Origin of the sequence: Erythrobacter litoralis (genome assembly GCF_029760855.1) — a bacterium.
Taxonomy (GTDB): domain Bacteria; phylum Pseudomonadota; class Alphaproteobacteria; order Sphingomonadales; family Sphingomonadaceae; genus Qipengyuania; species Qipengyuania litoralis_A.
Genome location: NZ_SOSI01000002.1, coordinates 172,768 through 196,096, shown reverse-complemented (window position 1 = coordinate 196,096; position 23,329 = coordinate 172,768). Strand labels below are relative to the sequence as shown.

22 protein-coding genes are annotated in these 23,329 nt (G+C 61.6%); 18 read left to right on the top strand and 4 right to left on the bottom strand.

The window, feature by feature from the left end:
* Window positions 1-88 precede the first annotated feature (88 nt).
* The 4 genes from E3U23_RS03840 to E3U23_RS03825 all read left to right on the top strand — a co-directional run bounded on the left by E3U23_RS03840 (window position 89) and on the right by E3U23_RS03825 (window position 4,935).
* A complete protein-coding gene (locus E3U23_RS03840) occupies window positions 89-2,014 on the top strand; it encodes a 2-oxoacid:acceptor oxidoreductase subunit alpha (protein ID WP_279350243.1) in 1,926 nt (641 codons plus the stop codon).
* A gap of 131 nt (window positions 2,015-2,145) precedes the next feature.
* A complete protein-coding gene (locus E3U23_RS03835; RefSeq protein WP_279349882.1) occupies window positions 2,146-3,180 on the top strand; it encodes a 2-oxoacid:ferredoxin oxidoreductase subunit beta in 1,035 nt (344 codons plus the stop codon).
* Window positions 3,181-3,287: 107 nt separating this feature from the next.
* A complete protein-coding gene (locus E3U23_RS03830; RefSeq protein ID WP_279349881.1) occupies window positions 3,288-3,917 on the top strand; it encodes a hypothetical protein in 630 nt (209 codons plus the stop codon).
* 106 nt (window positions 3,918-4,023) lie between these two features.
* Window positions 4,024-4,935, top strand: coding sequence for a metal-dependent hydrolase (locus E3U23_RS03825; protein ID WP_279349880.1), 912 nt, complete (start codon window positions 4,024-4,026; stop codon window positions 4,933-4,935).
* Window positions 4,936-4,938: 3 nt separating this feature from the next.
* On the opposite strand, the gene E3U23_RS03820 is transcribed toward E3U23_RS03825, so the two are convergent.
* Window positions 4,939-5,559, bottom strand: a complete 621-nt coding sequence (locus E3U23_RS03820) for a phosphatase PAP2 family protein (protein ID WP_279349879.1) — start codon at window positions 5,557-5,559, stop codon at window positions 4,939-4,941.
* A 110-nt stretch (window positions 5,560-5,669) separates the two neighbouring features.
* Between E3U23_RS03820 and E3U23_RS03815 the strand changes: the two genes are divergently transcribed.
* The 3 genes from E3U23_RS03815 to E3U23_RS03805 are packed head-to-tail and all read left to right on the top strand — an operon-like array spanning window position 5,670 to window position 9,550.
* Window positions 5,670-7,064 carry a cryptochrome/photolyase family protein gene (locus E3U23_RS03815; protein ID WP_279349878.1) on the top strand — a complete coding sequence of 465 codons (1,395 nt, stop codon included), beginning with the start codon at window positions 5,670-5,672 and terminating at the stop codon, window positions 7,062-7,064.
* 44 nt (window positions 7,065-7,108) lie between these two features.
* Window positions 7,109-8,353, top strand: a complete 1,245-nt coding sequence (locus E3U23_RS03810) for a cyclopropane-fatty-acyl-phospholipid synthase (RefSeq protein WP_279349877.1) — start codon at window positions 7,109-7,111, stop codon at window positions 8,351-8,353.
* A gap of 3 nt (window positions 8,354-8,356) precedes the next feature.
* Complete coding sequence (locus E3U23_RS03805; RefSeq protein ID WP_279349876.1) at window positions 8,357-9,550, top strand: serine hydrolase domain-containing protein; 1,194 nt, start codon at window positions 8,357-8,359, stop codon at window positions 9,548-9,550.
* Between the two features lie 126 nt (window positions 9,551-9,676).
* Here E3U23_RS03805 and E3U23_RS03800 read toward each other — a convergent pair whose 3' ends face one another.
* The 3 genes from E3U23_RS03800 to purF form a co-directional block, all read right to left on the bottom strand.
* Window positions 9,677-10,024 carry a PilZ domain-containing protein gene (locus E3U23_RS03800; protein ID WP_279349875.1) on the bottom strand — a complete coding sequence of 116 codons (348 nt, stop codon included), beginning with the start codon at window positions 10,022-10,024 and terminating at the stop codon, window positions 9,677-9,679.
* A 111-nt stretch (window positions 10,025-10,135) separates the two neighbouring features.
* Window positions 10,136-10,846 (bottom strand): SDR family NAD(P)-dependent oxidoreductase, encoded by a 711-nt coding sequence (locus E3U23_RS03795; protein ID WP_279349874.1) that lies wholly within the window; start codon window positions 10,844-10,846, stop codon window positions 10,136-10,138.
* Entirely contained in the window at window positions 10,846-12,318 is a 1,473-nt protein-coding gene (gene purF / locus E3U23_RS03790) for an amidophosphoribosyltransferase (protein ID WP_279349873.1), read from the bottom strand. The genes E3U23_RS03795 and purF overlap by 1 nt, the downstream gene beginning before the upstream one ends.
* A 172-nt stretch (window positions 12,319-12,490) precedes the next feature.
* On the opposite strand from purF, the gene E3U23_RS03785 reads away from it, so the two are divergent.
* The 11 genes from E3U23_RS03785 to E3U23_RS03735 all read left to right on the top strand — a co-directional run bounded on the left by E3U23_RS03785 (window position 12,491) and on the right by E3U23_RS03735 (window position 23,303).
* The gene (locus E3U23_RS03785) at window positions 12,491-13,732 is read left to right on the top strand and encodes a lipoprotein-releasing ABC transporter permease subunit (RefSeq protein ID WP_279349872.1); all 1,242 of its coding nucleotides are present in this window, start codon (window positions 12,491-12,493) and stop codon (window positions 13,730-13,732) included.
* On the top strand, window positions 13,725-14,399 hold the full coding sequence (locus E3U23_RS03780) for an ABC transporter ATP-binding protein (protein ID WP_279349871.1): 675 nt from the start codon (window positions 13,725-13,727) through the stop codon (window positions 14,397-14,399). The genes E3U23_RS03785 and E3U23_RS03780 overlap by 8 nt, the downstream gene beginning before the upstream one ends.
* Before the next feature lie 58 nt (window positions 14,400-14,457).
* Window positions 14,458-14,745, top strand: coding sequence for a hypothetical protein (locus E3U23_RS03775; RefSeq protein WP_279349870.1), 288 nt, complete (start codon window positions 14,458-14,460; stop codon window positions 14,743-14,745).
* Window positions 14,742-15,221, top strand: coding sequence for a glutathione peroxidase (locus E3U23_RS03770; protein ID WP_279349869.1), 480 nt, complete (start codon window positions 14,742-14,744; stop codon window positions 15,219-15,221). Before E3U23_RS03775 ends, E3U23_RS03770 begins: the two co-directional genes overlap by 4 nt.
* Before the next feature lie 5 nt (window positions 15,222-15,226).
* Complete coding sequence (locus E3U23_RS03765) at window positions 15,227-15,565, top strand: hypothetical protein (RefSeq protein WP_279349868.1); 339 nt, start codon at window positions 15,227-15,229, stop codon at window positions 15,563-15,565.
* A gap of 63 nt (window positions 15,566-15,628) precedes the next feature.
* The gene (gene dnaE, locus E3U23_RS03760) at window positions 15,629-19,102 is read left to right on the top strand and encodes a DNA polymerase III subunit alpha (RefSeq protein WP_279349867.1); all 3,474 of its coding nucleotides are present in this window, start codon (window positions 15,629-15,631) and stop codon (window positions 19,100-19,102) included.
* Between the two features lie 58 nt (window positions 19,103-19,160).
* A complete protein-coding gene (locus tag E3U23_RS03755) occupies window positions 19,161-20,777 on the top strand; it encodes a long-chain fatty acid--CoA ligase (RefSeq protein ID WP_279349866.1) in 1,617 nt (538 codons plus the stop codon).
* Window positions 20,774-21,319 (top strand): pseudouridine synthase, encoded by a 546-nt coding sequence (locus E3U23_RS03750; RefSeq protein ID WP_279349865.1) that lies wholly within the window; start codon window positions 20,774-20,776, stop codon window positions 21,317-21,319. The genes E3U23_RS03755 and E3U23_RS03750 overlap by 4 nt, the downstream gene beginning before the upstream one ends.
* A gap of 11 nt (window positions 21,320-21,330) precedes the next feature.
* Window positions 21,331-21,762, top strand: coding sequence for a DUF1330 domain-containing protein (locus tag E3U23_RS03745; RefSeq protein ID WP_279349864.1), 432 nt, complete (start codon window positions 21,331-21,333; stop codon window positions 21,760-21,762).
* Between the two features lie 62 nt (window positions 21,763-21,824).
* The gene (locus E3U23_RS03740; RefSeq protein ID WP_279349863.1) at window positions 21,825-22,316 is read left to right on the top strand and encodes a hypothetical protein; all 492 of its coding nucleotides are present in this window, start codon (window positions 21,825-21,827) and stop codon (window positions 22,314-22,316) included.
* A gap of 129 nt (window positions 22,317-22,445) precedes the next feature.
* On the top strand, window positions 22,446-23,303 hold the full coding sequence (locus E3U23_RS03735; RefSeq protein ID WP_279349862.1) for a DUF4394 domain-containing protein: 858 nt from the start codon (window positions 22,446-22,448) through the stop codon (window positions 23,301-23,303).
* Window positions 23,304-23,329: the final 26 nt, after the last annotated feature.

Sequence of the window (23,329 nt, the reverse complement as noted above, 5' to 3'; positions counted from 1 at the left end):
TTGCGAGAGGATGGGCGGCTTCCTAGGTGGCGCCCTCGATACACCGAGCGCCGCATTCGAACGGCGCATGACGAGGAATTTTATCGGTATGGCAACAACCGCCAAGCCCGAGCAGGACGGATTGTCCCAAACGCCCGAAACCGTCGTGGTCCGCTTTGCCGGCGACTCCGGCGACGGGATGCAGCTGACCGGCGGTCAGTTCACCCTGTCCACCGCGCTGGCCGGCAACGACCTTGCGACCTTCCCGGACTTTCCTGCGGAAATTCGCGCGCCCCAGGGCACGTTGTTCGGTGTCTCCGCCTTCCAGATCAATTTCGGCAGCCGCCGCATCAACACGGCGGGCGACGCGCCCGATGTGCTGGTCGCGATGAACCCTGCCGCGCTCAAGACCAACATCGCCGCGCTGAAGCCCGGCGGGCTGGTGATCGCGGACACCGGCGCCTTCACCAAGCGCAATCTCGACAAGGCGCATTACGACGCCAATCCGCTGGAAGACGGCAGCCTTGCCAAGTTCGACGTGCTGGCCTTCGACATCAGCGAAAAGACCATTGAGGCGGTGAAGCCTTTCGGCCTCGGTAACAAGGACGCACTGCGCTCCAAGAATATGTGGACGCTGGGCCTAGCCCTGTGGATGTTCGACCGCGACCGCGCCCCGCTACACGACTGGCTGCGTCAGAAATTCAAAAGCAAGCCCGACATTGCCGATGCCAACATCGCGGCGCTCGATGCGGGCCATGCCTATGGCGAAACGGCGGAACTGGCCGGGCCGCTGAAGCAATTGCATGTCGATCCGGTGCCGAGCGATCCCGGCCTTTATCGCACGGTAACAGGCGCCGAAGCGGTCTCGCTTGGCCTCGTTGCGGGGGCGCAGCTTGCCGAACTGCCGATGTTCTTCGGCGGCTATCCTATCACGCCGGCTTCCGCCATCCTCCATCACCTCGCGCGGCTGAAGGAATATGGCGTTACCACTTTCCAGGCGGAAGACGAGATTGCCGCCATTTGTGCCGCCATCGGCGCGAGCTATGCCGGGCAGCTTGGCGTCACATCGTCGTCCGGCCCGGGCATCGCGTTGAAGACCGAAGCCATCGGCCTTGGCATCATGACCGAACTGCCGCTGGTGATCGTCAATTCGCAGCGCGGCGGCCCGTCGACCGGCTTGCCGACCAAGACCGAGCAGAGCGACCTGTATCAAGCCGTCTACGGCCGCAACGGCGATGCGCCCATGCCGGTGATTGCCGCGCGCAGTCCGTCCGATGCGTTCGAGGTCGCAATCGAGGCGTGCCGTATCGCCACCCAGTACATGACGCCGGTAATGCTTCTGACCGACGGCTACATCGCTAATGCCGCCGAGCCGTGGAAGGTGCCGAATCCGGCGGACTATGAGCCGTTCCCCGCCTCCTTCCTTGAAGAACCGCGCGACGAGCGACTGCTACCATACAAGCGTGACGGGAAGGGCGCGCGTCCGTGGATCAAGCCCGGCACGCCGAACATGATGCACCGCATCGGCGGGATCGAGAAGCACGAGGGAACGGGCAATATCGACTATTCGCCCGACAACCATCAGCGCATGACCGACCTGCGCAAGTCGAAGGTCGAGAACATTGCGGTGCCCGATCAGGAGGTTGCGCTTGGTCAGAAGACCGGCGCTCTGGCCGTGGTCGGCTGGGGCTCGACCTATGGGCCGATCCATCAGGCGGTACGGCGTAGCATAGAGAAGGGCTGTTCGGTCAGTCACATCCATGTGCGCCACATCTGGCCGCTGCCGAAGAACCTCGGCGAGATGCTGAAGGGCTTCGACAACGTGCTGGTGCCAGAAATGAACACCGGCCAGTTCAAGACGGTACTGCGCGACCAATTCCTCGTCGATGCGCAACCGCTTACGAAAACGAGCGGACAGCCATTCCAGATCGCGGAACTCGAAGCGGCGATCGCGAAGTATTTCGACGGGATCGAGGGCAACGAGGGGGGGCAGGTTCCGGCGAACGATCAGCAGCTTCCTAGTACGGAGGTTTGAAGTTATGCTCCGGCATCTCAATCCATTCGCCCTTAGCCCTTCGAAGGGCCGCATTACTTCTCCCAACAAGTTCTCAAAAGCAGAGCAGGGCTTCGATAAGGTAAGCTCAAACGGATCAGGCAGGTTTCGCTATGAATGAGATGACCAAAATCGAAACCACGCTCAAGGATTGGGAAACCGACCAGGAAGTTCGCTGGTGTCCGGGTTGCGGGGACTATGCGATCCTCAAGGCCGTGCAGCGTACGCTGCCGCAGCTTGGCGCGGACCCGAAGAACACCGTGTTCATCTCCGGCATCGGCTGTTCGAGCCGCTTCCCCTATTACATGGAGACCTACGGCTTCCACACGATCCATGGCCGCGCGCCGGCGATCGCGACTGGGGTGAAGCTCGCCAATCCAGACCTCGATATCTGGCTTGTGACGGGTGACGGAGACGGTTTGTCCATTGGCGGCAATCACTTGATGCACGTTCTTCGCAGGAATGTGAACATGCAGATCATGCTGTTCAATAACGAGATTTACGGTCTCACCAAGGGGCAGGCTTCGCCGACCAGCCGGGAAGGCACGAAGTCGCCCTCCAGCCCGCTCGGCAGCGTCGATCATCCGGCGAAACCGGCCGCTTTCGCGCTCGGAAGCGGAGCAAGGTTCGTGGCGCGCGGGTTCGATGTATCGAAGAAACTACCTGAAGTGCTTACCGCCGCGCACGCCCATCAGGGTGCTGCCTTCATCGAGATTTTCCAGAACTGCATCGTCTACAACAAGGACGTGTTCGACGATTTCGCCGCGCCCAAGGGGGCGGAGGATCGCCAGCTATGGCTCGAGAATGGCGAACCCTTGCTATTTGCGGGCGGCTCGAAGGGCATCGCAATGGCCGAGGGCAAACTGGCTCTGACAGTCGTCGATGTGGCCGATGGCGATTGGGAAGGGGCGGGCGTGCTGGTCCACGACGTGACCGACCGCATCCTCGCGCATATGCTGGTCGAGATGCCGTTCGGCCCGTTCCCGATGGCATTGGGCGTTCTTTACGACGACCCGCGCCCGACATTCGAAAGCGCCGTCATCGCCGAACGCGAGCGTGCCAGCGAGGGAAAGACCGCCAATCTGGCCAAGTTGCTCGGTACGGGGCAAACATGGACCGTCGACGGTACCGCGCAGGACCCGGTCTGATCACAACCGTGCACGGGAATCTTGCCGTAAAATGAACGATCGGGCGTCTTCTTCGTAAATGCATCGTGAGCGGTATCGATGCCGCCGCAGTCAACAGGAGGACACCCTTGAAAGCTTTTACGATTTTCGCCGTATCGACCGCTGCACTTGCGCTGGCGGCTTGCTCCGACCAGCAGGACGAGACCCCCATTACGCAGGAAGCTGCGGATGATATGGACGTTGCCGCTATGGATGACGATGCCATGCCGGTCGGCGGTGAGCTCAATGAAACGCAGCAGGCATCCTACGACGCGATGGACCGCCAAGCGGTTAGTGACGAATACGATACCAATCGCGATACCATGATGGCCGAAAGCGCGAATTCAGGAGCTATGGCGTCGAACACGTCTATGCAGTCCGATATGGAGGGTGACACAGCGACCTCTTCGACCCCGGCACCATCTGCAACCAACACTGCGGCGCCCCTCCCGGCACGTTCGCAAATGGATTTCGCCTATCTCGATCGCAATGATGACGGTCAGCTATCGGTAGCCGAATATGCCATCTGGGCGGTTCGGGCCAATCCCAATACCTCTGTCGCGAACGATCAGACGAAGCCGTATATTTCGACCGACCAGATTAACGAGGCCGGTCAGACGTTCTTCTACTTCGACGAGGATGGCGATAGCTATCTATCGAATTCAGAATTCACGACAGCCCGCAACAGCTCACGAACCCCAAACACATCCTCGATGTGAGTTGATCGACGAACACGGAAAGGGTGGCGGAGAACCCGCCGCCCTTTCTTGTTGAATGGCCGGTGATTGGTCTTGCCTTTAGAGGGTCGGCAATTGACAAACGCGCATGGACAATCTGACCCATAGCCTCGTGGGCGCGCTGATCGGGCAAGCGGGGCTGAAGCGCAAGACGGGGCTGGCCATGCCAGCGCTCATCATTGGCGCGAACCTACCCGATGTGGATGCCGCCTGTTTCCTATGGCTCGATGGGACTGAACATCTCGGCTTCCGCCGGGGAATAACGCACGGTCCGCCAGCGTGGATACTCCTGCCGCTTATTCTGGCCGGACTGCTTTGGGCGTTCGACCGCTGGCAGGCGAAACGCGGCAAGCGGCCCGATAACCGCCTTCCGGTGCGGTTCGGTTGGCTTTACGCATTATCGCTTATCGGATGCCTCACCCATCCGGCGCTCGACTGGCTGAATGTCTATGGCATTCGCCTGCTTATGCCGTTCAGCGACCGCTGGTTCTATGGCGACATCCTGTTCATCATCGATCCGGTGCTGTGGCTCGGCATGGGCTTCGCGACGTGGTTCTCGCTCCGGCGCGAGAAGCGGGGCGGGGAATGGAAGCGGCCTGCGCGCGTCGCGCTGTCGGCAGTACTCGCCTATATCGGAGTGCAATCCGCGATAACCTGGAATGCCGAACGTGCACCTGTCGATACGCCGACGGGCGCCGATGTCGTGATTGCAAGCCCGCCTCCGCTACGCACTTCCCGGCGCGAAGTTATCACGGGCGGCAACGGACTCTACGCAATCGACGGCACCGTTCTGCCTGGCGTCCCGCTCGAACTCTGCGATCTGGCGAGGGCGCGCCAAGGCGACGCCGGGATCGACGCATTCCTGATGTGGTCACGTACGCCGTTGATCGAACTGCGCGAGGATGGCTCCCAATGGCTGCGCGATGCGCGATTCTACGATCCGCGTGCGGGTGACCGGTTCTCGGTCCAGCTTCCGCCCGGCACCTGCGCGGTTTCCTGAACCTTAGCGGTGGTGCACGGCCCGCGAGAACAGTGCCACCGAAGCAAGTGCCCAGCCCGCTCCGCCGAGCCAGCCTGCGATCACGTCGGTTGGATAGTGTACGCCGAGAAGCACGCGGCTCCATGCCACCATCATCGAGACCACGACGCTGCTCGCAACCACGGTGATGCGGACGGTCTGCCGCCCCGAAAGCGAAGAAAAGGCCAGCGCCATCCCGATATAGACCACCGCCGCGCCGAAGCTGTGACCCGAAGGAAAGCTGCCCCCGCCCGCCGCCATCAGATGCGGGACGATTTCCGGTCGCTCCCGCCCGACAAGCAGCTTGAGCAATCCGCTTACCAACCAGCCGCTCGTAACGGTCAGGAAAAACAAAAGCGCCTCCCGCCGCAAACGGAGGAACAACAGGGCGGCTATCGCGCCCAGCACAAAGAGATTGCGCAGGAATATACCGCCAAGCGCAGTTGCATCGCGAACGGCTTCGAACACGCGCTCCGGTCCGCCGAAGGCGAGGCTGTCCGCCATGCGGTAGGACAGAAGGCCCCAGCGATCGAAAGCACCCGTCGCACCGTTCAGAACAAGATAGGCGATTACGCCGAAACCGGCCCAGCATATGAACGCCAGCACCGCTGAGACCCGCCTGCTTATCGGCGGATGGCGATGCGGCAATTTGCTGATACGCGACGAGCCTTTCATGCGAGGGGAACAAGGGCCCGCCGGCTTCCGTTCCGTGAACGATGAGCAAACCCCAGATCGTCTGGCTCCGGCGCGACCTGCGCCTTGCCGACCAGCCCGCCCTCCATGCCGCCGCCGAAGCCGGTCCCGTCATTCCCGTTTATGTCTACGACGACGAGCGGGGTGGGGATCACAAGCTGGGCGCCGCATCGAAGGTATGGTTACATCATTCGCTGGAGAGCCTGGACAAGAGTTTAGGGGGGAGGCGGTCGAAGCTCGTCCTGCGCCGCGGTGATGCCCCGCAGGTTCTGGCGTCGATCGCCGACGAGACGGGAGCTGAATGCATCCACGCCATGCACCACTACGAACCATGGTGGCGAGAGGCAGAAGACGAGCTTCGCGACGCGTTGGGCGAGGATTGCAGTCTGTGCCTTCATGACGGCAACTACCTGTTGCCGCCCGGCACCGTCACCACGAATGACGGCAACCCGTACAAGATTTACACGCCGTTCTCGCGCGCAATGCTGGAGGAAATGCCGCCGCGCGACGAACTCGGCGAGCCTGATACCATCCATTCGCCCGATAGCTGGCCCGAAAGCGACGATCTGTCCGATTGGGACCTGCTACCATCCGACCCCGACTGGACAGGCGGCATCCGCGAGTTCTGGGAATTCGGCGAGGCCGCCGCGCATAAGCGGCTCGATGCGTGGGAAGAAGACGTCAGCGAATACGACGATGCCCGCAACCTTCCGGCGAAAGATGGCTCTTCCCGCCTGTCGCCCCATCTTCATTGGGGCGAGATTTCGCCCGTCACTGTGTGGCACAAACTAAAAGGCCGCCGGGGAAAGGGCTGGGATACATTCGCCAAGGAATTGATCTGGCGCGACTATACCCAGAATGTGATCATGCAATATCCGGACTATGCCCGCGAAAGCTATCGCGATTACGATGAGCGGACGTTGTGGCGCAATCCGAATGCCGGGCACCTCATCGCGGAGGATTTGACGGCATGGCAGAAAGGCATGACCGGCTATCCCATCGTCGACGCGGGGATGCGGCAATTGTGGAACATCGGATGGATTCACAATCGGGTGCGGATGATCTGTGCCAGCTTTCTCGTAAAGCATTTGCTGATCGACTGGCGGCATGGCGAGCTGTGGTACTGGGACTGTCTCGTCGATGCCGATTACGGTAATAATGGCGTCAACTGGCAGTGGATTTCCGGCACCGGGGTGGACAGCAACATGTTCAGCCGCATCATGGCGCCGCTAAGCCAGAGCGAGAAGTTCGACGCCGCCGATTATATTCGTGCATACGTTCCCGAACTGGCCGATCTCTCGGACGAAAACATCCATGATCCGCCCGACGAAAAGCGCGGCGACTATCCCAAAAAGATCATCGCTCACAAGGAGGCCCGTGAGCGGGCGCTGAAAGCCTATCGAGCGAGTAAGGACTAGCGGTACTTGTACGGCGGCGGCGCGGGGGGCATAGCGCGCGGCTGATGGACATGCCGGTATCAGACAGGGGGCGCGATCTTCGTGCAAGCGCGAGACGTTTTGCGCGTAAACCGAGCGTATTTGCGCGCCTGATTGCGCCGGGTTTTTCGAAGATCATCGACCGGATCGACCTGGCGCTGACATCGGGCGCGCTTCATGCGGTTCTTCCCGATGGAACACGGCGTACGCTTGGCGGCAGGACGCCGGGCTTCGAATGCACGGTCGAATTGCGCAGCTGGAACGCGCTGGTTCGGCTTGCAAGCAACGGGTCGGTCGGCTGGTATCAGGCGTGGGAAGCGGGGGAATGGTGGAGTCCCGATCCGGTGCCGCTGTTCGCCCTGTTCATGCAGCATGCCGAGCGGCTGGGCGATACGGCACGCGCCAAGGGTCCGTTCCGCCATGCCCTGAAGCTCGCGCACTTCGTCAATCGTAACACGCATCATGGCGCTCGCAAGAACATCTCCGCCCATTACGACTTGGGCAACGACTTCTACGCCGCTTGGCTGGACGAGACTATGAGCTACTCTTCGGCGATCGAGGTCGGTGAGGGCGATCTGGCGGCGGCACAACGAAGCAAGTGGGACGCTTTGGCGTCACGCATCGCGGGCGCGAAGACGGTGCTCGAGATCGGATGCGGGTGGGGCGGGCTCGCCGCCGATCTCGCCGCGCGCGGAATGGACGTGACCGCCATCAGCCTCTCGGAAGAACAGCTTGCCTGGGCCCGCGCGCATCACGACATCGGCGTGAATTTCCGCAAGCAGGACTATCGCGACGCCGTCGGGCAGTTCGACGCCATCGTCAGCGTCGAGATGGTCGAAGCACTGGGCCGCGAATACTGGCCCGCCTACATGGACTGCGTTGCCGAACGGCTGAAGCCAGGTGGACGGTCCGCCATCCAGTATATCTCGATGCGTGACGATCTGTTCGAGGATTATGTTCAGAGCGCCGATTTCATCCAGGCTTATATCTTCCCGGGCGGTCTGCTCATCCGGACCAGCGAGTTCCGCCGACTGGCCGAGCAGCGCGGATTACGTTGGAAAGATCAGGTCGATTTCGGCCTCGATTATGCAGAAACGCTGCGCATCTGGCGGGAGAATTTCGATACCGCCTTGTCCACAGGACGGCTTCCGCCGGGTTTTGACGCGCAATTCTGTGATTTGTGGCGCTATTACCTGATGTATTGCGAGGGCGGGTTCCGCGGTGGCGGGATCGACGTCCACCATGTGACCCTCGAGAAACCGGAGAGATAATCCATGCGAATCTTTTTGGCAGCAAGCGCTGCGGTGGCGCTGACAGGCTGCGCCACGTCGACCGTTCCGCCCGCCGCATCGGACGCCCCGCCGCGCGTTACACAAAGTAATCCGGCGACCGCGCCCAGCATGGCCCCGCAGGATTCGATCCTGTTCTGGGATGCTGATCGCCGCTCCGCCGCATTTCGTGCAATGCAGGGCTATTTTACCGGCCTGAACGTCGCACCTGCGAACGAGGTGCGCCAGCTGCCCGAGGGCAATGCTCTTTCGCAGACCCAGCAGGACGCCCTGCGGGCCTATATGGCCAAAACCGATGCAGCCGGCCTGATGGTGCTGCAAGATGGCAAAGTCCGCTTCGAGGATTACGGCCTCGGCTTCCGGTCCGATCAACGTTGGACCAGTTTCAGCGTCGCCAAGAGTTTCACATCGACATTGCTCGGCGCGGCCATTCGCGATGGCCGGATCAAAAGCGTCGACACGTTGGTGACCTCCATCCTGCCTGAACTGGCCGGGACGGCCTATGATGGCGTGACGGTCGGCCAGGTGGCGACCATGACTTCGGGCGTGGCCTGGAACGAAGATTACAGCGACCCGAACAGCGATGTCGCAAAGATGCTTGCCGTCGCCCCGGTTGCGGGCGAGTCGCAAGCCGTCACTTATGCCAAGTCGCTGTCACGCGAAGCGCCAGCCGGTGAGAAGTGGGTTTACAAGACGCTCGAGACCAATTTGCTGGGGCTGCTCGTCGAACGGGCCGTCGGCATGCCGCTTGCCGAGTATGCGGCGTCCAAGATCGTCGAGCCGGCGGGGCTGGAGGGCGGCATGTTCTGGATGCAGGATCTTACCGGCGGCAATATCGCCGGATGCTGTATTTCGCTGCGCCTTTCGGATTACGCTCGCTTCGGCCAGTTCGTGCTGGAGGGTGGCGGAGATGTCGTGCCGCAAGGCTGGTTCGCCGAGGCCACCGCGCCGCAAGTCAGTTTCGCGCCGCGCGCGCCGGGCTTCGGCTATGGCTATCAATGGTGGACCTATCCCGGCGGCGCGTTCGGAGCACAGGGCATTTTCGGGCAGGCGGTGACGATCGTGCCTGAAAAGAACCTCGTCGTGGCCGTCGTCAGCAACTGGCCGACGGCGACGAGCAATGCCTATCGCGACGAATTTCGCGCGCTGGTCGGCGAGTTGGCGGCGAGCCCTAACTGATGTGACGGAGTGGTGACGGGGGCCGTCAAGGCTCCCCGCCACCGGCGACGGACTGCCAAGCGCGGTTCAGGCCGGGCCCGGAGGCCGCCACCAAGATGCGAGCATGGTCGTCGCTATTTGGTGCGCTCAGTACGAGCGGTACGCACCTTGGCCCGAATAGCGGGCGAGGATATTGTCGTGCACTATTGGGGAGAGCAATTCGCTGAAGGCACAGCCGACCAGGCAATTCTCCCACCATACGACCTGCGCCTGAAGCGATTCGAGGCCGGGCAGGGTGAGCCAGCAGAGTTGGCCTTCATGCATGCGGTTGATGGCCGCAGCGGAAAAGCCGGAGATGGAAAGATCATGCACGACGGTCTGGAAGGCACGCCCGCCGCTCGCACGCAATTGGCCCGGGATGGTAAGGCGCGTGCGCGGCGCGCAGCGGTCTTCTTGCGCGGCGAGCGTATAGCGGTCTGTGGTCTGATAAGTCATTGGCCGTCCGATCCCCGTTCTAAGCCGGTTGTTGTGGGCGATCCGCCGAAGCGCCCGCATTACGCATTCTCGCGTAATCGGCTTGAAGAAATCTAGCGCGAATTGGTTAACTCAGCTCTCGATCCGCTCTCGATGACCGACGGGAAAATCGTTAACGAGCAGTTCGACGAGCCGCTCGCCGACGACTTCAGGCGGCTTGACGGTCTGCGGATCTTCGCCGGGATAGGCTTTGGCCCGCATTGCGGTGCGCGTCGCGCCGGGATCGACGATGGCGACCCGCACATTGCCGATCTTTTCGACCTCGCTGCCGTAGCTCTCCAGCAGGTTGTCGAATGCCGCCATGGTCGAACCATAGGCCGACCAGTAGGCGCGCGCGTTATCTCCCACGCTGCTGGTCAGGCCGATCACCCGGCCAGCATCAGCCCGCTTCAACAAGGGATCGAAATTGGCGAGCAGAGCCTGCGTAGCAAGCAGGTTGACAGTGACGGCACGACTGAACTGCTTGCCGTCGATCTGTGTAACCGGTGTAAGGGTCGGCAAGTAAGCCGCAGAAATGATAAGATAATCCAGCTTGTCCCACCGTCCAGCGACGGCCGAGGCGAGCCGCGCGATCCCGTCACTCTCTTCGAGATCGACAGGCGCGATGGTCGATGCGCCGCCGACATCGTGGATCCGGTCCTCGACCGTTTCCAGTGCCCGCACGTCGCGGCCGGTCAGAATGACGTGCGCGCCAGCCTTCGCCAATTCCACCGCTGTCGCCGCGCCGATGCCCTTGCTCGATCCGGTTACGAGGGCGAGACGTCCATCGAGTTGTCCGGCCATCAGGCCACCTTTCCGACCGGCAAGGCCAGTTCCTGCTGCCGATCCTCGCGTCGGGCGAGATCGGTAAGCGATGTGGGATAGTCCCCGGTGAAGCAGGCATCGCAGAATTGCGGGCAAGCCGCATCACGCGCCTCGTGCCCGACCGCGCGATATAGGCCGTCTATAGAGATGAAGGCCAGGCTGTCGGCCTTGATAAACTCCCGCATCGGTCCGACGTCCATCCGGGCCGCGAGCAGCTTGGAACGTTCGGGCGTATCGACGCCATAATAGCAGCTATGCGCGGTCGGCGGGCTGGCAACGCGAAAATGCACTTCGGTCGCGCCTGCATCGCGCATCATCTCGACGATCTGCATCGACGTTGTCCCGCGCACGATCGAATCGTCGATCAAAACGATGCGCTTGCCTTTCACAAGGCCGCGATTGGCGTTGTGCTTGCGGCGGACCCCGGCATGGCGCGCGCCGTCGGATGGTTGGATGAAGGTTCGTCCGACATAGTGCGAACGGATGATCCCAAGTTCGAACGGCAGGCCCGAAGCTTGCGCATACCCGATTGCCGCCGGCACGCCGCTGTCGGGGACTGGGACGACCAGATCGGCCTCGACCGGCTTTTCCTTCGCCAATTCCATCCCGATCGCCTTGCGCGCCTCGTAAACGCTACGCCCGGCAAAAACGCTGTCGGGGCGGCTGAAATAGACGTGCTCAAAAATACAGGGGCGCGAGCGGTGATTACCGAAGGGATGAAGCGAATCGACGTTGCCGTCGAAATCGACCTTGATGAGTTCGCCCGGTTCGACTTCGCGTATCATTTCCGCTCCGACGACGTCGAAGGCGACGCTCTCGCTGGCGAACAATGTCGCATCGCCGATCTTGCCCATCACCAGTGGCCGGATGCCAAGCGGGTCGCGGCAGGCGATCATGCCTTCCGGTGTCGTCACGATCAGCGCATAGGCGCCTTCGAGCAGGCGCAATGCATCGATCAGCCGGTCGACGATGGTGGGATAACGGCTCGTCGCGACGAGATGAATGATGACTTCGGTGTCGCTGGTCGACTGGAAGATAGCGCCGCGCTGTACCAGCTCCTGCCGCAAGGTTCCGGCATTCGAAATATTGCCATTATGCGCCACGGCGAAGCCGCCGCTGGCAAGATCGGCATAGAGCGGTTGCACGTTGCGCAGGCCCGAGCCGCCGGTGGTGGAATAGCGCACATGGCCCGCCGCCATCATGCCGGGAAGTTCGGCGATAGCTTCGCTGCTCGAGAAATTCTCCGCGACGTGGCCGAGGCCGCGGCGCGATCGGAATTCCGCTCCGTCGAACGCCACGATGCCCGCCGCCTCTTGCCCGCGATGCTGCAGGGCATGGAGACCGAGCGCGGTGGCGGCCGCGGCATCGGCTGCGTTCATCGCACCGAACACACCGCATTCCTCGCGCAGGGTGTCGCCATCCTCGTCATTAAACGGGTGGGTGAAGTTCATCGCTGGTACCGTCGCCGCAGGCCGTGGGGGGAAGCGCTCCAATGGCGATGTTACGGTCCGATTACAAGGCTGCCCACGCGCCGGATGGTGCATGGGCTGCGAGCAATTCATTGCGCGGCCAGCATTGACTGCCTAGAGGCGCCACAAGCAGACGGACAGATACGGACCCGCCTTGATCCTTTCCCCCTTCGAACGCACGATTGCCAGACGCTATCTGCTGCCCGGGCGCAGCGAGGCGTTCATCGCGCTCGTAGCGGGCATATCGATAACCGTCGTGATGCTTTCGGTCGCCATGCTGGTGATCGTAATGAGCGTGATGAACGGATTTCGTGCCGAATTACTCGACAAGATCGTGGGTTTGAACGGCCATGCTATCGTGCAAGCCTATGGCGGACGGCTCGACGATTGGGAAAGCGTGCTGAACGAAGTGCGGCAGACGCCCGAGGTAACGAAGGCCGCCCCGCTGATCGAACAGCCATTGCTGACTACCTTCAACGGACGTGTCGAAGCGATCCTGCTACGCGGGAATACGATGCAGGATATCGGCGATCTCGCGCCGAACGTAATCAGCGGGAACCTGTCTGAATTGCAGCCCGGTGCCAGCAAAGTCGCCATCGGATCGCGGCTTGCGGAAAATATCGGTGCACGGGTTGGCGATACGATCACCGTCATCAACCCACAGGGCCGCTCGACGCCGTTCGGCACGGTTCCGAGGCAGGTCGGCTACGAAGTAGCTGCGATTTTCGAGATCGGCATCTACGATTACGACGGGGCTTATGTGGTCATGCCTATGCAGGATGCGCAGACGCTGCTGCTGATCGGCGACGCGGTCCAGATGATCGAGCTTTCGGTCACCGATCCCGACCGGGTGGGGGAAATCCTCGCACCGTTGCAGCAGAGGTTGGCAGGCAGGGCTGTGATTCAGGACTGGAAGACAATCAACGGGACCCTGTTCGAAGCGCTCCAGGTCGAGCGCGCAGCAATGGCATTTGCCTTGAGCTTCATGGTCTTAGTGGCGGCGTTCAACATCCTTTCGAGCCTTGTCATGCTGGTCCGAGCAAAGACCCGCGATATCGCCATCATGCGCACGATGGGCGCCGCGAGGAACAGTCTAGTGAAGATCTTCGTCACGACCGGTTTTACGGTCGGCGCGATCGGGACGCTGGCCGGCTTGGCTCTGGGCGCGCTGGTCCTCGCTTTCCGCGAACAGATCGTGTGGCTTATCAGCAAACTGACCGGGCAGAACCTGTGGGATCCGCAGGTTCGCTTCCTCTCTACCATTCCTTCCAAGGTCGATCCGGTCGAGATCGTCGCCATCGTCGGCTTGGCGCTGGTGATGAGTTTTCTTGCAACGCTCTATCCGGCGATCAAGGCGGCGAACACCGATCCGGTGCAGGTGCTGCGTTATGAGTAGTCCGGTCGTCGAGCTTCGCGGGCTGACCCGCAGTTTCGAGCAAGGTGGCGTCCGGATCGACGTGCTGCGCGGAGTGGACCTCGCAATCATGCCGGGCGAGATCGTCGCCTTGCTGGGCCCCTCGGGATCCGGAAAGTCCACCATGCTTCAGGCGGTTGGCCTGCTCGAAGGCGGGTTCGGCGGTGAGATCAGCATTGCAGGCCAGGCTGCGGAGAAGTCCGATGCCCATGCCCGAACGGCACTGCGGCGCGATCATCTCGGCTTCGTGTATCAGTTCCACCATTTGTTGCCCGATTTCGACGCGACCGAGAATGTCGTCCTGCCGCAGCTGGTTGCCGGAAAACCGAAGGCCGAAGCGGAAGCGAGGGCGCGTGAATTGCTGACAGCGCTCGGCCTCGGCCATCGGCTCGACCATCGGCCTAGCCAGCTCTCGGGCGGAGAGCAGCAGCGCGTTGCGGTCGCCCGCGGTCTTGCCAATCGGCCGAAGTTGGTGCTGGCCGACGAGCCGACGGGCAACTTGGACGAGGTCACGTCGGACAAAGTGCTCGGCCAATTCCTCGAACTTGTGCGCGGAGAGGGCAGTGCGGCGTTGATCGCTACCCATAATGAGCGGCTTGCTGCGCGGATGGATCGCGTGGTGCGCCTGCACGACGGACATCTCGAATAGCGTCGTGCCCGCTGGACCCGCACGCGTCTTGCCGCGTTACTGGCAAAAAGGAGTATTCATGCCCGACCATCCGACGACCTTCGATGCCGAACCTGCCGTAACCGGCCAAATCTCGTGGGAAGATCGCGCCTCGCTTCATCGCGCCGATGATGGACAAGGCGTCCTCGACGGTGGCAAGGGCCTGCGCAGCGGCACCTTTGCCGACATCATCAATCACATGCTGTTGCTGCCGGAAAACGAGCGTGACCAGTACGTAATCCAGAAGGCCGGCGACCGCGCCTACACTGCCGCCGAAGCTGAACGGCTCGCCGCCCGCGATGATTTTCCGCGCCGCGACGCCGAATGACATCGCTTCACGATTTCACCGTCGAGGCGAATGACGGATCGGCGGTGAACCTTTCAGACAAGCGCGGCAAGGTGCTCCTGATCGTAAACACGGCCAGCAAGTGCGGATTTACGCCGCAATATGACGGTCTTCAGGCGCTATACGAGCGGTTCGGGGCGCAGGGCTTCGAAGTGGTCGCCTTCCCATGCAACCAGTTTGGATCGCAGGAACCGGGTAATGCTGCGGAAATTGGCGAGTTCTGCCGGGTGAATCATGGCGTCACCTTCCCGATCATGAGCAAAGTCGACGTCAACGGATCCGATGCGGCGCCGCTGTTCGACTGGCTCAAGGCCGAAGCGCCGGGTGTGATGGGCACGAAGGCGATCAAATGGAACTTCACCAAGTTTTTGATCGACCGCGAAGGCAAGGTCGTCTCCCGTTATGCGCCCACGGACAAGCCGGAAGACCTCGCCGGTGATATTGAAAAGCTGTTGTAATTGCCATGCTTGACGCGATGCATCAGTGGTTCCTCTCGCTCGGCGAGCAATATGGGGTGAACCCGTATATATTCGGCGCGATCTATGTCGGCGCCATACCCTTTTTCCTCGCCTCGATCGCGTGGTTGGTGAAACGCGCGCGGGCCGGGCGCTCGACCCTGCTGCCGACCATGCTGGCGGGGTTCTTCTTCGTCTCGGCCTATCTCTATCTGGCCGTGGTGGGACGGAATATTCCCGTTTGGGTCTGGCTGTTCCTCGCCGCGCTGGTTTTGTACGGCGCATGGACCACGGTGCGCGACACACGGCGCAAGATTGCTGCGGAGAAGGACAAACCGACCGTCTGACCTGTGGAGAGAAAGCGTGCTTCGCGCTTTGCGATTCCCGGCGAAAATTCTTAAATACGCGGAATGCCTTTCAAGCCGTTCGTTCCCTTGCGCATCCTGTCTGCCTATTCGATGCTCGAGGGGGCCATCGATCCCAAGGCGATGGCGAAACTGGCGAAGGAGCGCGGCTTCCCCGCCATTGCCATCGCCGATCGCAACGGTCTGTATGGCGCGGTGATGTTCGCCTCTGCCTGCAAGGCGGAAGGGGTGCAGCCGATCGTCGGCGCGCTGCTCGGTGTGGGGCGTGGGGACGACGGAAAGGTCGTCGACTACCTGCCGCTCTATGCGCAGGACGAAACAGGATACGACAATCTGTGTCACCTCGTTTCGGTCGCCCACCTCGAACGCCCGCTGGAATTCGAACCCCACGTTAAATGGAGCGATCTAGAAGGCCGAACCGAGGGCCTGCTGGCGCTGACAGGCGCGAGCGAGGGCGGGGTGACCCGCCTGCTCGCCGAAGGGCAGGCCAGCCGTGCCGCCGCGATGCTGGACGAGTTACAGCGCCTTTTTCCCGAGCGGCTCTATATCGAACTCGCCCGGCGCGGCGATCCGGTGGAAGAGGCGGCGGAAGGCGCGTTGATCGATCTTGCCTATGCCCGCGACCTGCCGCTGATCGCGACCAATCCCGCCAATTTTGCCGAACCGCACATGCACAAGGCGCATGACGCCATGCTCTGTATTGCCGGCTCGACGCACATCGAGGCAGAGAACCGCGCGAAGTCGAACCCTGAAAGCTACGTGAAAACAGCGTATATGATGGAGGAGGCGTTTGCGGACCTTTCGGAAGCAACGGCCAACACGCTCGTCTTCGCGCAGCGGTGCGCCTACGCGCCGCCCTATCGTAAGCCGATTCTGCCGAGCCTGGCCGGCGATCTCGAAGGCGAAGCGCGAATGCTGGCCGAGGATTCGCGAAAGGGGCTGGAAGCGAGGCTCGCGCTTTATGGCGATCTCAGCGAGGAAGAGCGCGAAGCGTATTTGGATCGTCTCGAATTCGAAGTCGGCATCATCAACCAGATGGGATTTCCCGGCTACTTTCTGATCGTTGCCGATTTCATCAAATGGGCGAAGGAGCAGGACATTCCGGTCGGACCGGGGCGCGGATCGGGTGCGGGCAGCCTCGTCGCCTGGTCGCTCACCATCACCGATCTCGATCCGATCAAGCTCGGCCTGTTGTTCGAACGTTTCCTCAACCCGGAACGTGTGTCGATGCCCGACTTCGACATCGATTTTTGTGAAACCCGCCGCGGCGAGGTGATCCGCTATGTGCAGGCAAAATACGGCCACGACCACGTCGCGCAGATCATTACCTTCGGAAAGCTCAAGGCACGTGCAGTATTGCGCGATACGGGCCGCATCATGCAGATGAGCTACGGTCATGTGGATCGCATCTGCAAGATGGTACCCAACCATCCGACCGACCCGTGGACCCTCCCGCGCACGCTCAACGGCTCGGCAGATTTCAAGCGCGAATACGATAACGACAACCAGGTGAAGCGCCTTGTCGATCTGGCGATGCAGTTGGAAGGCTTCCCGCGCAACTCCTCTACCCATGCGGCGGGCGTGGTGATCGGGGACCGGCCGCTGGCGAAGCTGGTGCCGCTCTATCGCGATCCCCGGTCAGACATGCCGGTGACGCAATACGACATGAAGCATGTCGAGACGAGCGGGCTGGTGAAGTTCGACTTCCTGGGACTGAAGACCCTTTCAGTGCTGAAGAAGGCAACCGATCTTCTGCAGAAGCGCGAGATCGCCATCGATCTCTCCCAGCTTCCGCTCGACGATCCGGAAGTGTTCGAATTGCTGAAGTCCGGCAACACGGTGGGCGTGTTCCAGCTTGAATCGGAAGGCATGCGCCGCACGCTGACTGCGGTGAAGCCGACCAAGTTCGAGGACATTATCGCCCTCGTTTCGCTCTACCGTCCTGGCCCGATGGACAACATCCCGCTGTTCGGCAAGCGCAAGGGCGGCGAGGTGCCGATCGAATATCCGCATCCCAAGCTCGAAGGCATCCTGGCCGAGACCTACGGCATCTTTGTCTATCAGGAACAGGTCATGCAGGCCGCGCAGATCCTTGCGGGCTATTCGCTCGGCGATGCCGACCTTCTGCGCCGCGCAATGGGCAAGAAGGTGCAGGCGGAAATGGACGCGCAGCGCCAGCGCTTCGTTGACGGTTGCCGTGAGGTCTCGGGAATCGAAAAGGCCGAAGCCAATGCGCTGTTCGACTTGATCGACAAGTTCGCAGGCTACGGCTTCAACAAGTCCCACGCCGCCGCCTATGCGCTGCTCGCTTATCAGACCGCGTGGCTTAAGGCGCATTACCCCGAGGAGTTCTTCGCCGCATCGATGTGCTTCGATATGCACCAGTCGGAAAAGTTGGCGATTTTTGTGGACGATGCCCGGCGGCAGGACATCGTGGTCGCTCCGCCCTGCATCAATGCGTCGGAAGCGGAATTCACCGTCGAGCAGACAGACGATGGGTTCGCCGTTCGCTATGCCCTCGCCGGCATCCGCAATGTCGGCGAGAAGTCGATGGAAGCGATCGTGGCGGAGCGCGAAAACGCAGGGCGGTTCGCGAGCCTGCAGGATCTGTTCGAGCGTGTCCCTAAGGGCGCGATGAATTCCCGGCAGCTCGAAGGTCTGGCTTGCGCTGGAGCGCTTGATTCCTTGGAGCCCAATCGGGCCAAGGTCTTCGCCAATGCCGATATGCTGCTCGCCGTCGCCGATGCGGCGCAGCGCGAGCGGACGAGCGGGCAGGGCGGCCTGTTCGGCGGCGAGGATCAGGCGGGCGAGAGCGTGCGCCTAAAGGAAACCGAGGAATGGACACGGGCCGAGCGCATGGCACGGGAGCGCGAGAATTTCGGCTTCTATTTCTCCGCCCACCCAGTCGCCGCATGGCGCGATGTCGCTTCGGCCAATGGCGCGCGCTCCTACGCCTCGTTGATGACCGGCGGGGCACCTGCGGGCGGGCGCGCGAATGCGGTCATGGCGGCGATGGTCGAAAGCGTGAACAAGGGCACGACCCGGCGCGGCAAGCCCTTCATCCGTGCCGATTTTTCCGATGCCTCGGGCCAATTCAGTGCCGCCTGTTTCGAAGAAGGCATGGTCGAACGGTTTCTCAAATGGGCGGAGGAGCAAACCTGCATCCTTCTACAGGTCGAACTGGATTCGCCCAGCCCCGACGAGCCGCCCCGCATCACCGTGCGCGGCGGCACGCCGCTTGCCGAGGTGCGGGGGTCGACGCCGATGCTGCTGAGCCTCGATGTAACCGACCCCGCTGCGATTGGGACGTTGCAAGCCGAACTCGCAGAGGCACGCGGCGGAAAGGATGAAGTACTGCTGACCCTGCGAACCGGGGGCGAGGACGAGCCGATGATCCGCCTTGGACGCGACTTCGCCCTCGATGGGGAACTTGCGGAACGCTTGGCAAGCGTCGCCGGGCTTGCCAAGGTGCAGCTCGATAAACGGCGCGGCGGGGCGCATCTTCGGCTCGTGGCGTAGCATTCTTCGCGACGTCGTCGAGCTGAGGTACCTCGATCGGCCTTAAAGGGAGAGAACAATGCTCGGAGCGATGCAGGAATGGCCGATGCGCGTCACCCATGTGGTGGATTATGCGGCGCGCGAGGCGGGCAACCGCGAAATCGTCACTCGCTGGGCGGACGGCAGCGAAACGCGGACGGACTGGGCGGGCATCCGCCGGGATGCGCTGAAAATGGCGCAGGCGCTCGAGGCGCTCGGCATGAAGAAAGGCGACAAGGTCGCCAGTCTCGCGATGAATCACTCCCGCCACCTTGTCAGCTGGTTCGGCGTCGCGGGCATGGGCGGCGTTCTCCATACCGTGAACCCGCGCCTGTTCGAAGATCAGCTCGAATACATCGTCAATCACGCCGAAGACCGCGTGCTGCTTTACGATGCGGCGTTCCAGCCCATCGTCGATCTGATGCGCGACCGCTGGCCGAACGTCGAACACTACATCTGTTACGATCCACCTGAGGGCGGGGACGTACAGGGCTTCGAAAGCTGGATTGGCGAGCAGGACGGCGACTACGCATGGGTCTCCGGCGACGAGCGCGATCCGTGCATGATCTGCTACACCAGCGGCACGACCGGTAACCCCAAGGGCGTGCAATACGAACACCGTTCGACCCTGTTGCACGCGATGGCCGGTCTTCAGCCGAGCGCTTTCAATTTCAGTGCGTCGAGTGTGATGCTGCCGGTGGTGCCGATGTTCCATGCGGCGAGCTGGGGGTTGCCGTATGCCGGCGGCATGGCGGGCATCAAATTCGTGTTCTCCGCCGTCAACGAGCCCGCCGTACTGCACGAGATGATGCTGAAGGAAGGGGTGACAGACAGTGCCGGCGTGCCGACAGTTTGGCTCGCCCACTTCCAGTATTGTGACAGTGAGGGCCTCGACCTGCCGCCGCTGAAAGCCGCGACCATTGGAGGCTCTGCGGCGCCGCGCTTCATGATCGAGCGGCTTATGCGGAACGGTACCCGCGTCCAGCACGCCTGGGGGATGACCGAAACCTCGCCTATCGGCACCGTCGGCGGGCCGACGGGCAATTGGGACGAACTCAGCTTCGAAGAGCAGGTGGTGAAGACGATGAAGCAGGGCCGTCCGGTCTTCGGCGTCGAGCTGCGCACCGTCGATCTGGATGATTTTACAAAAGTGCTGCCGCGAGACGGCAAGACGGCAGGCGCCCTGCAGATCCGCGGGCCTTGGGTGGTAAAGCGATACTTCAAGGCGGAAGAGGACGCGACTACCGAGGATGGCTGGTTCGACACCGGCGATGTCGGCATCCTGCACCCCGACGGCACATTGCAACTGACCGACCGCACGAAAGACGTCATCAAGTCCGGCGGCGAATGGATCAGCTCGGTCGAGCTGGAAAATGCGGCTGTCGGCCACCCCGCCGTCGCCGAAGCAGCCTGCGTCGGTATGTATCACCCGAAGTGGGACGAGCGGCCGGTGCTGTTCGTGGTGAAGAAATCGGGCGCGGAATGCGATGCAGAGAGCGTTATCGCCTTTTTGTCGGACAAGGTCGCCAAATGGTGGCTGCCCGATGCGGTCGAGTTCGTCGACGACATTCCCCACACTGCGACCGGCAAGATCAGCAAGAAGGATTTGCGCGACCGGCATGCGGATTACGTGCTTCCCGAAGCGCGCGAGGGGTGAGCCAGCTGGTCCTGCTGAACAAGCCGTTCGGCGTGCTGTCGCAGTTCACCGGCGGGAAGGAAGGGGCGGACGATACGCTGGCGCATCTGGTCGATGTGCCGGACGTCTATCCCGCCGGGCGGCTCGACAAGGATAGCGAGGGGCTGTTGCTGCTTACCGATGATGGGTGGCTGCAATCGCGCATCGCCGAGCCTCGCCACAAGATGACCAAGACCTACCTCGCACAGGTCGAAGGAGAGGCGGACGACGCTGCGCTGGAGAAGCTGTCGCGCGGCGTAATTCTCAAAGATGGGAAGACCCGGCCCGCCCGCGTCAAACGGATCGACCCGCCGCCTGTGTGGGACCGCGACCCGCCGGTCCGCTATCGCGAGAGCGTGCCGGATAGCTGGATCGCGCTCGAAATCACCGAAGGCCGCAACCGCCAGGTCCGCCGCATGACCGCGGCCGTCGGCCTTCCCACCCTGCGCCTTATTCGCTGGCGCGTGGGCGACTGGAGTGTGGACGGCATCGCGCCCGGCACCTATCGCATGATCGACGTTTGAGGAGAACCCGCATGACTGACCGCTATATCGATCCAAGCCGCGAGAACTTCGATGCCTTCAAGGCGCTGCCCCGCGACGAGCCGATCCATATGCTCAACCTTCTCCAATATCGTGATAAGGCTGCTTACCCGGACGGCCAAGAGAACACCGATAAGGGCTGGAGCGGTCGCCGCGCTTACGAGGAATACGGTAAGACGAGCGGCCCGATCTTCCGTCGCGTAGGCGGCAGCATCGTGTGGCGCGGCGCTTACGAGGCGGTCGTTACCGGACCAGAGAACATGCACTGGCATGATGGCTTCGTGGCTAGTTACCCCAGCGCGGCTGCGTTCTTCGAGATGATCAGCGATCCGGAATACCAGAAGGCGGTGGTGAACCGGACGGCGGCGTTGCTGGACAGCAGGTTGGTACGGTTCAAGCCGGGCGCAGCGGGTGACGGTTTTTAGAAGATCCCACCCAACAATTCGAAGTTTGGGCCCCGCGGCTTGCCGTTTCCCGTTTGCCGGCCATGAAACATTGGATTTGGCCCGGGGTTACGTTTCTTCTCATTTGCACGTTCGGTTATGGCGCGCGGCAGGCGATCGGCTCCGTATACGGTTCCGGCGAAGCGATGGTGCTGCTTGAATCGCTGGCACGCTCCGGTCTCTATCTAGGATCAGCCACGGCTACCGCTTCGGCGACGACCTTGGCATTGATGCTGACCCTGATCGGGATGGTACGGCGAGCCGATCAGGAATTCGCTCACCGAATTTACGGCAACGTCGAGCGGATCGCGCGACTTTCGGTTATTTCCCTGATGACCAGTCTTATCTTGCTCATGATTCTCGTGTTCCCCGTAGGCGAGTTCGACGGCATGCCGAGCAACTGGTATCCGATACTCTACGAGACGCTGTTCGGCGGCGTGGTCCTTGTTATCGCTCTGCTGGGGGCAACGGTCATCATGCTCTATCGCACTATCCGGCACGTGATTGCGAAGGTCACCCCGGGCGATGAGGTTTGACGACGTATCGGCTTTTCATGCCCTTCGCAGCGACAATTGGAGATTAAAAGATAGTTAACGGGTTTCAAAACTGTTAACTACGCGCGAATCTTCCAATCTGGTCGGTTCGTTGCGTAAGGATCTTTCGTCATGAAAAGACTAGCTACTGCACTTGTTATCACCCTCTGCACTGCGAGTACGGCAAACGCTGCAACCATCGTCGGCGTCGATGAAAACAATAACCTCGTCACCTTCGATTCCAGCACACCGGAAAGCTTCGACAGCAGCACTCGCATTTCCGGAACTACAGCAACCTTCCTGGCTCTGGATTTTCGCGACAGCGACGGCTTGCTGTATGGCCTTGCTGATGACCTGCGCGTCTACACCATCAACATGATGAGCGGTCTCGCTACTGCGGTGACCGACGTACTCAACATCACCGGAAGCAATTTCGGCTTCGATTTCAATACGGTGGTCGATGCTATCCGCGTGGTCAGCAATGACGACAGCAATTACGTCGTGAATCCCGAGGCCGGAACTGCGTCGCAATTTACGGATGTCGCATACGGTGCCGGCGACCCCAATTTCGGTACGGACCCGCAAGTAACCGGGAACGCGTATCTGCACGGGACGACCCAGCAATTCGCCATCGGTACGAACACCGACTCGCTCGTAATGCAGGCTAACAATGCCGGCACTTTGACGACGGTCGGTTCGCTCGGGCGTGAAGTCGGGCCACGTGTCGGCTTCGACATCGATTTCGATGGCACTGCCTACCTGTCGGATGTGAGCACATTCCACACCGTCGATCTTTCGACCGGTACCGCTACGCTTATCGGCACCCTCGAACGTCCGGTATTCGGCATTGCAGTCGCACCGGCTATGGGCGCAGTGCCGGAACCGGCAGCCTGGATGATGATGATCCTCGGCTTCGGTTTCGTCGGCGCGGCGGTGCGCGGCCAGAAGCGCAGAAGCGTACAGTCGAAAGTCGCTTACGACTTCGCTTGAGCCTTGGCGGCGGGGGAGGGACTGTC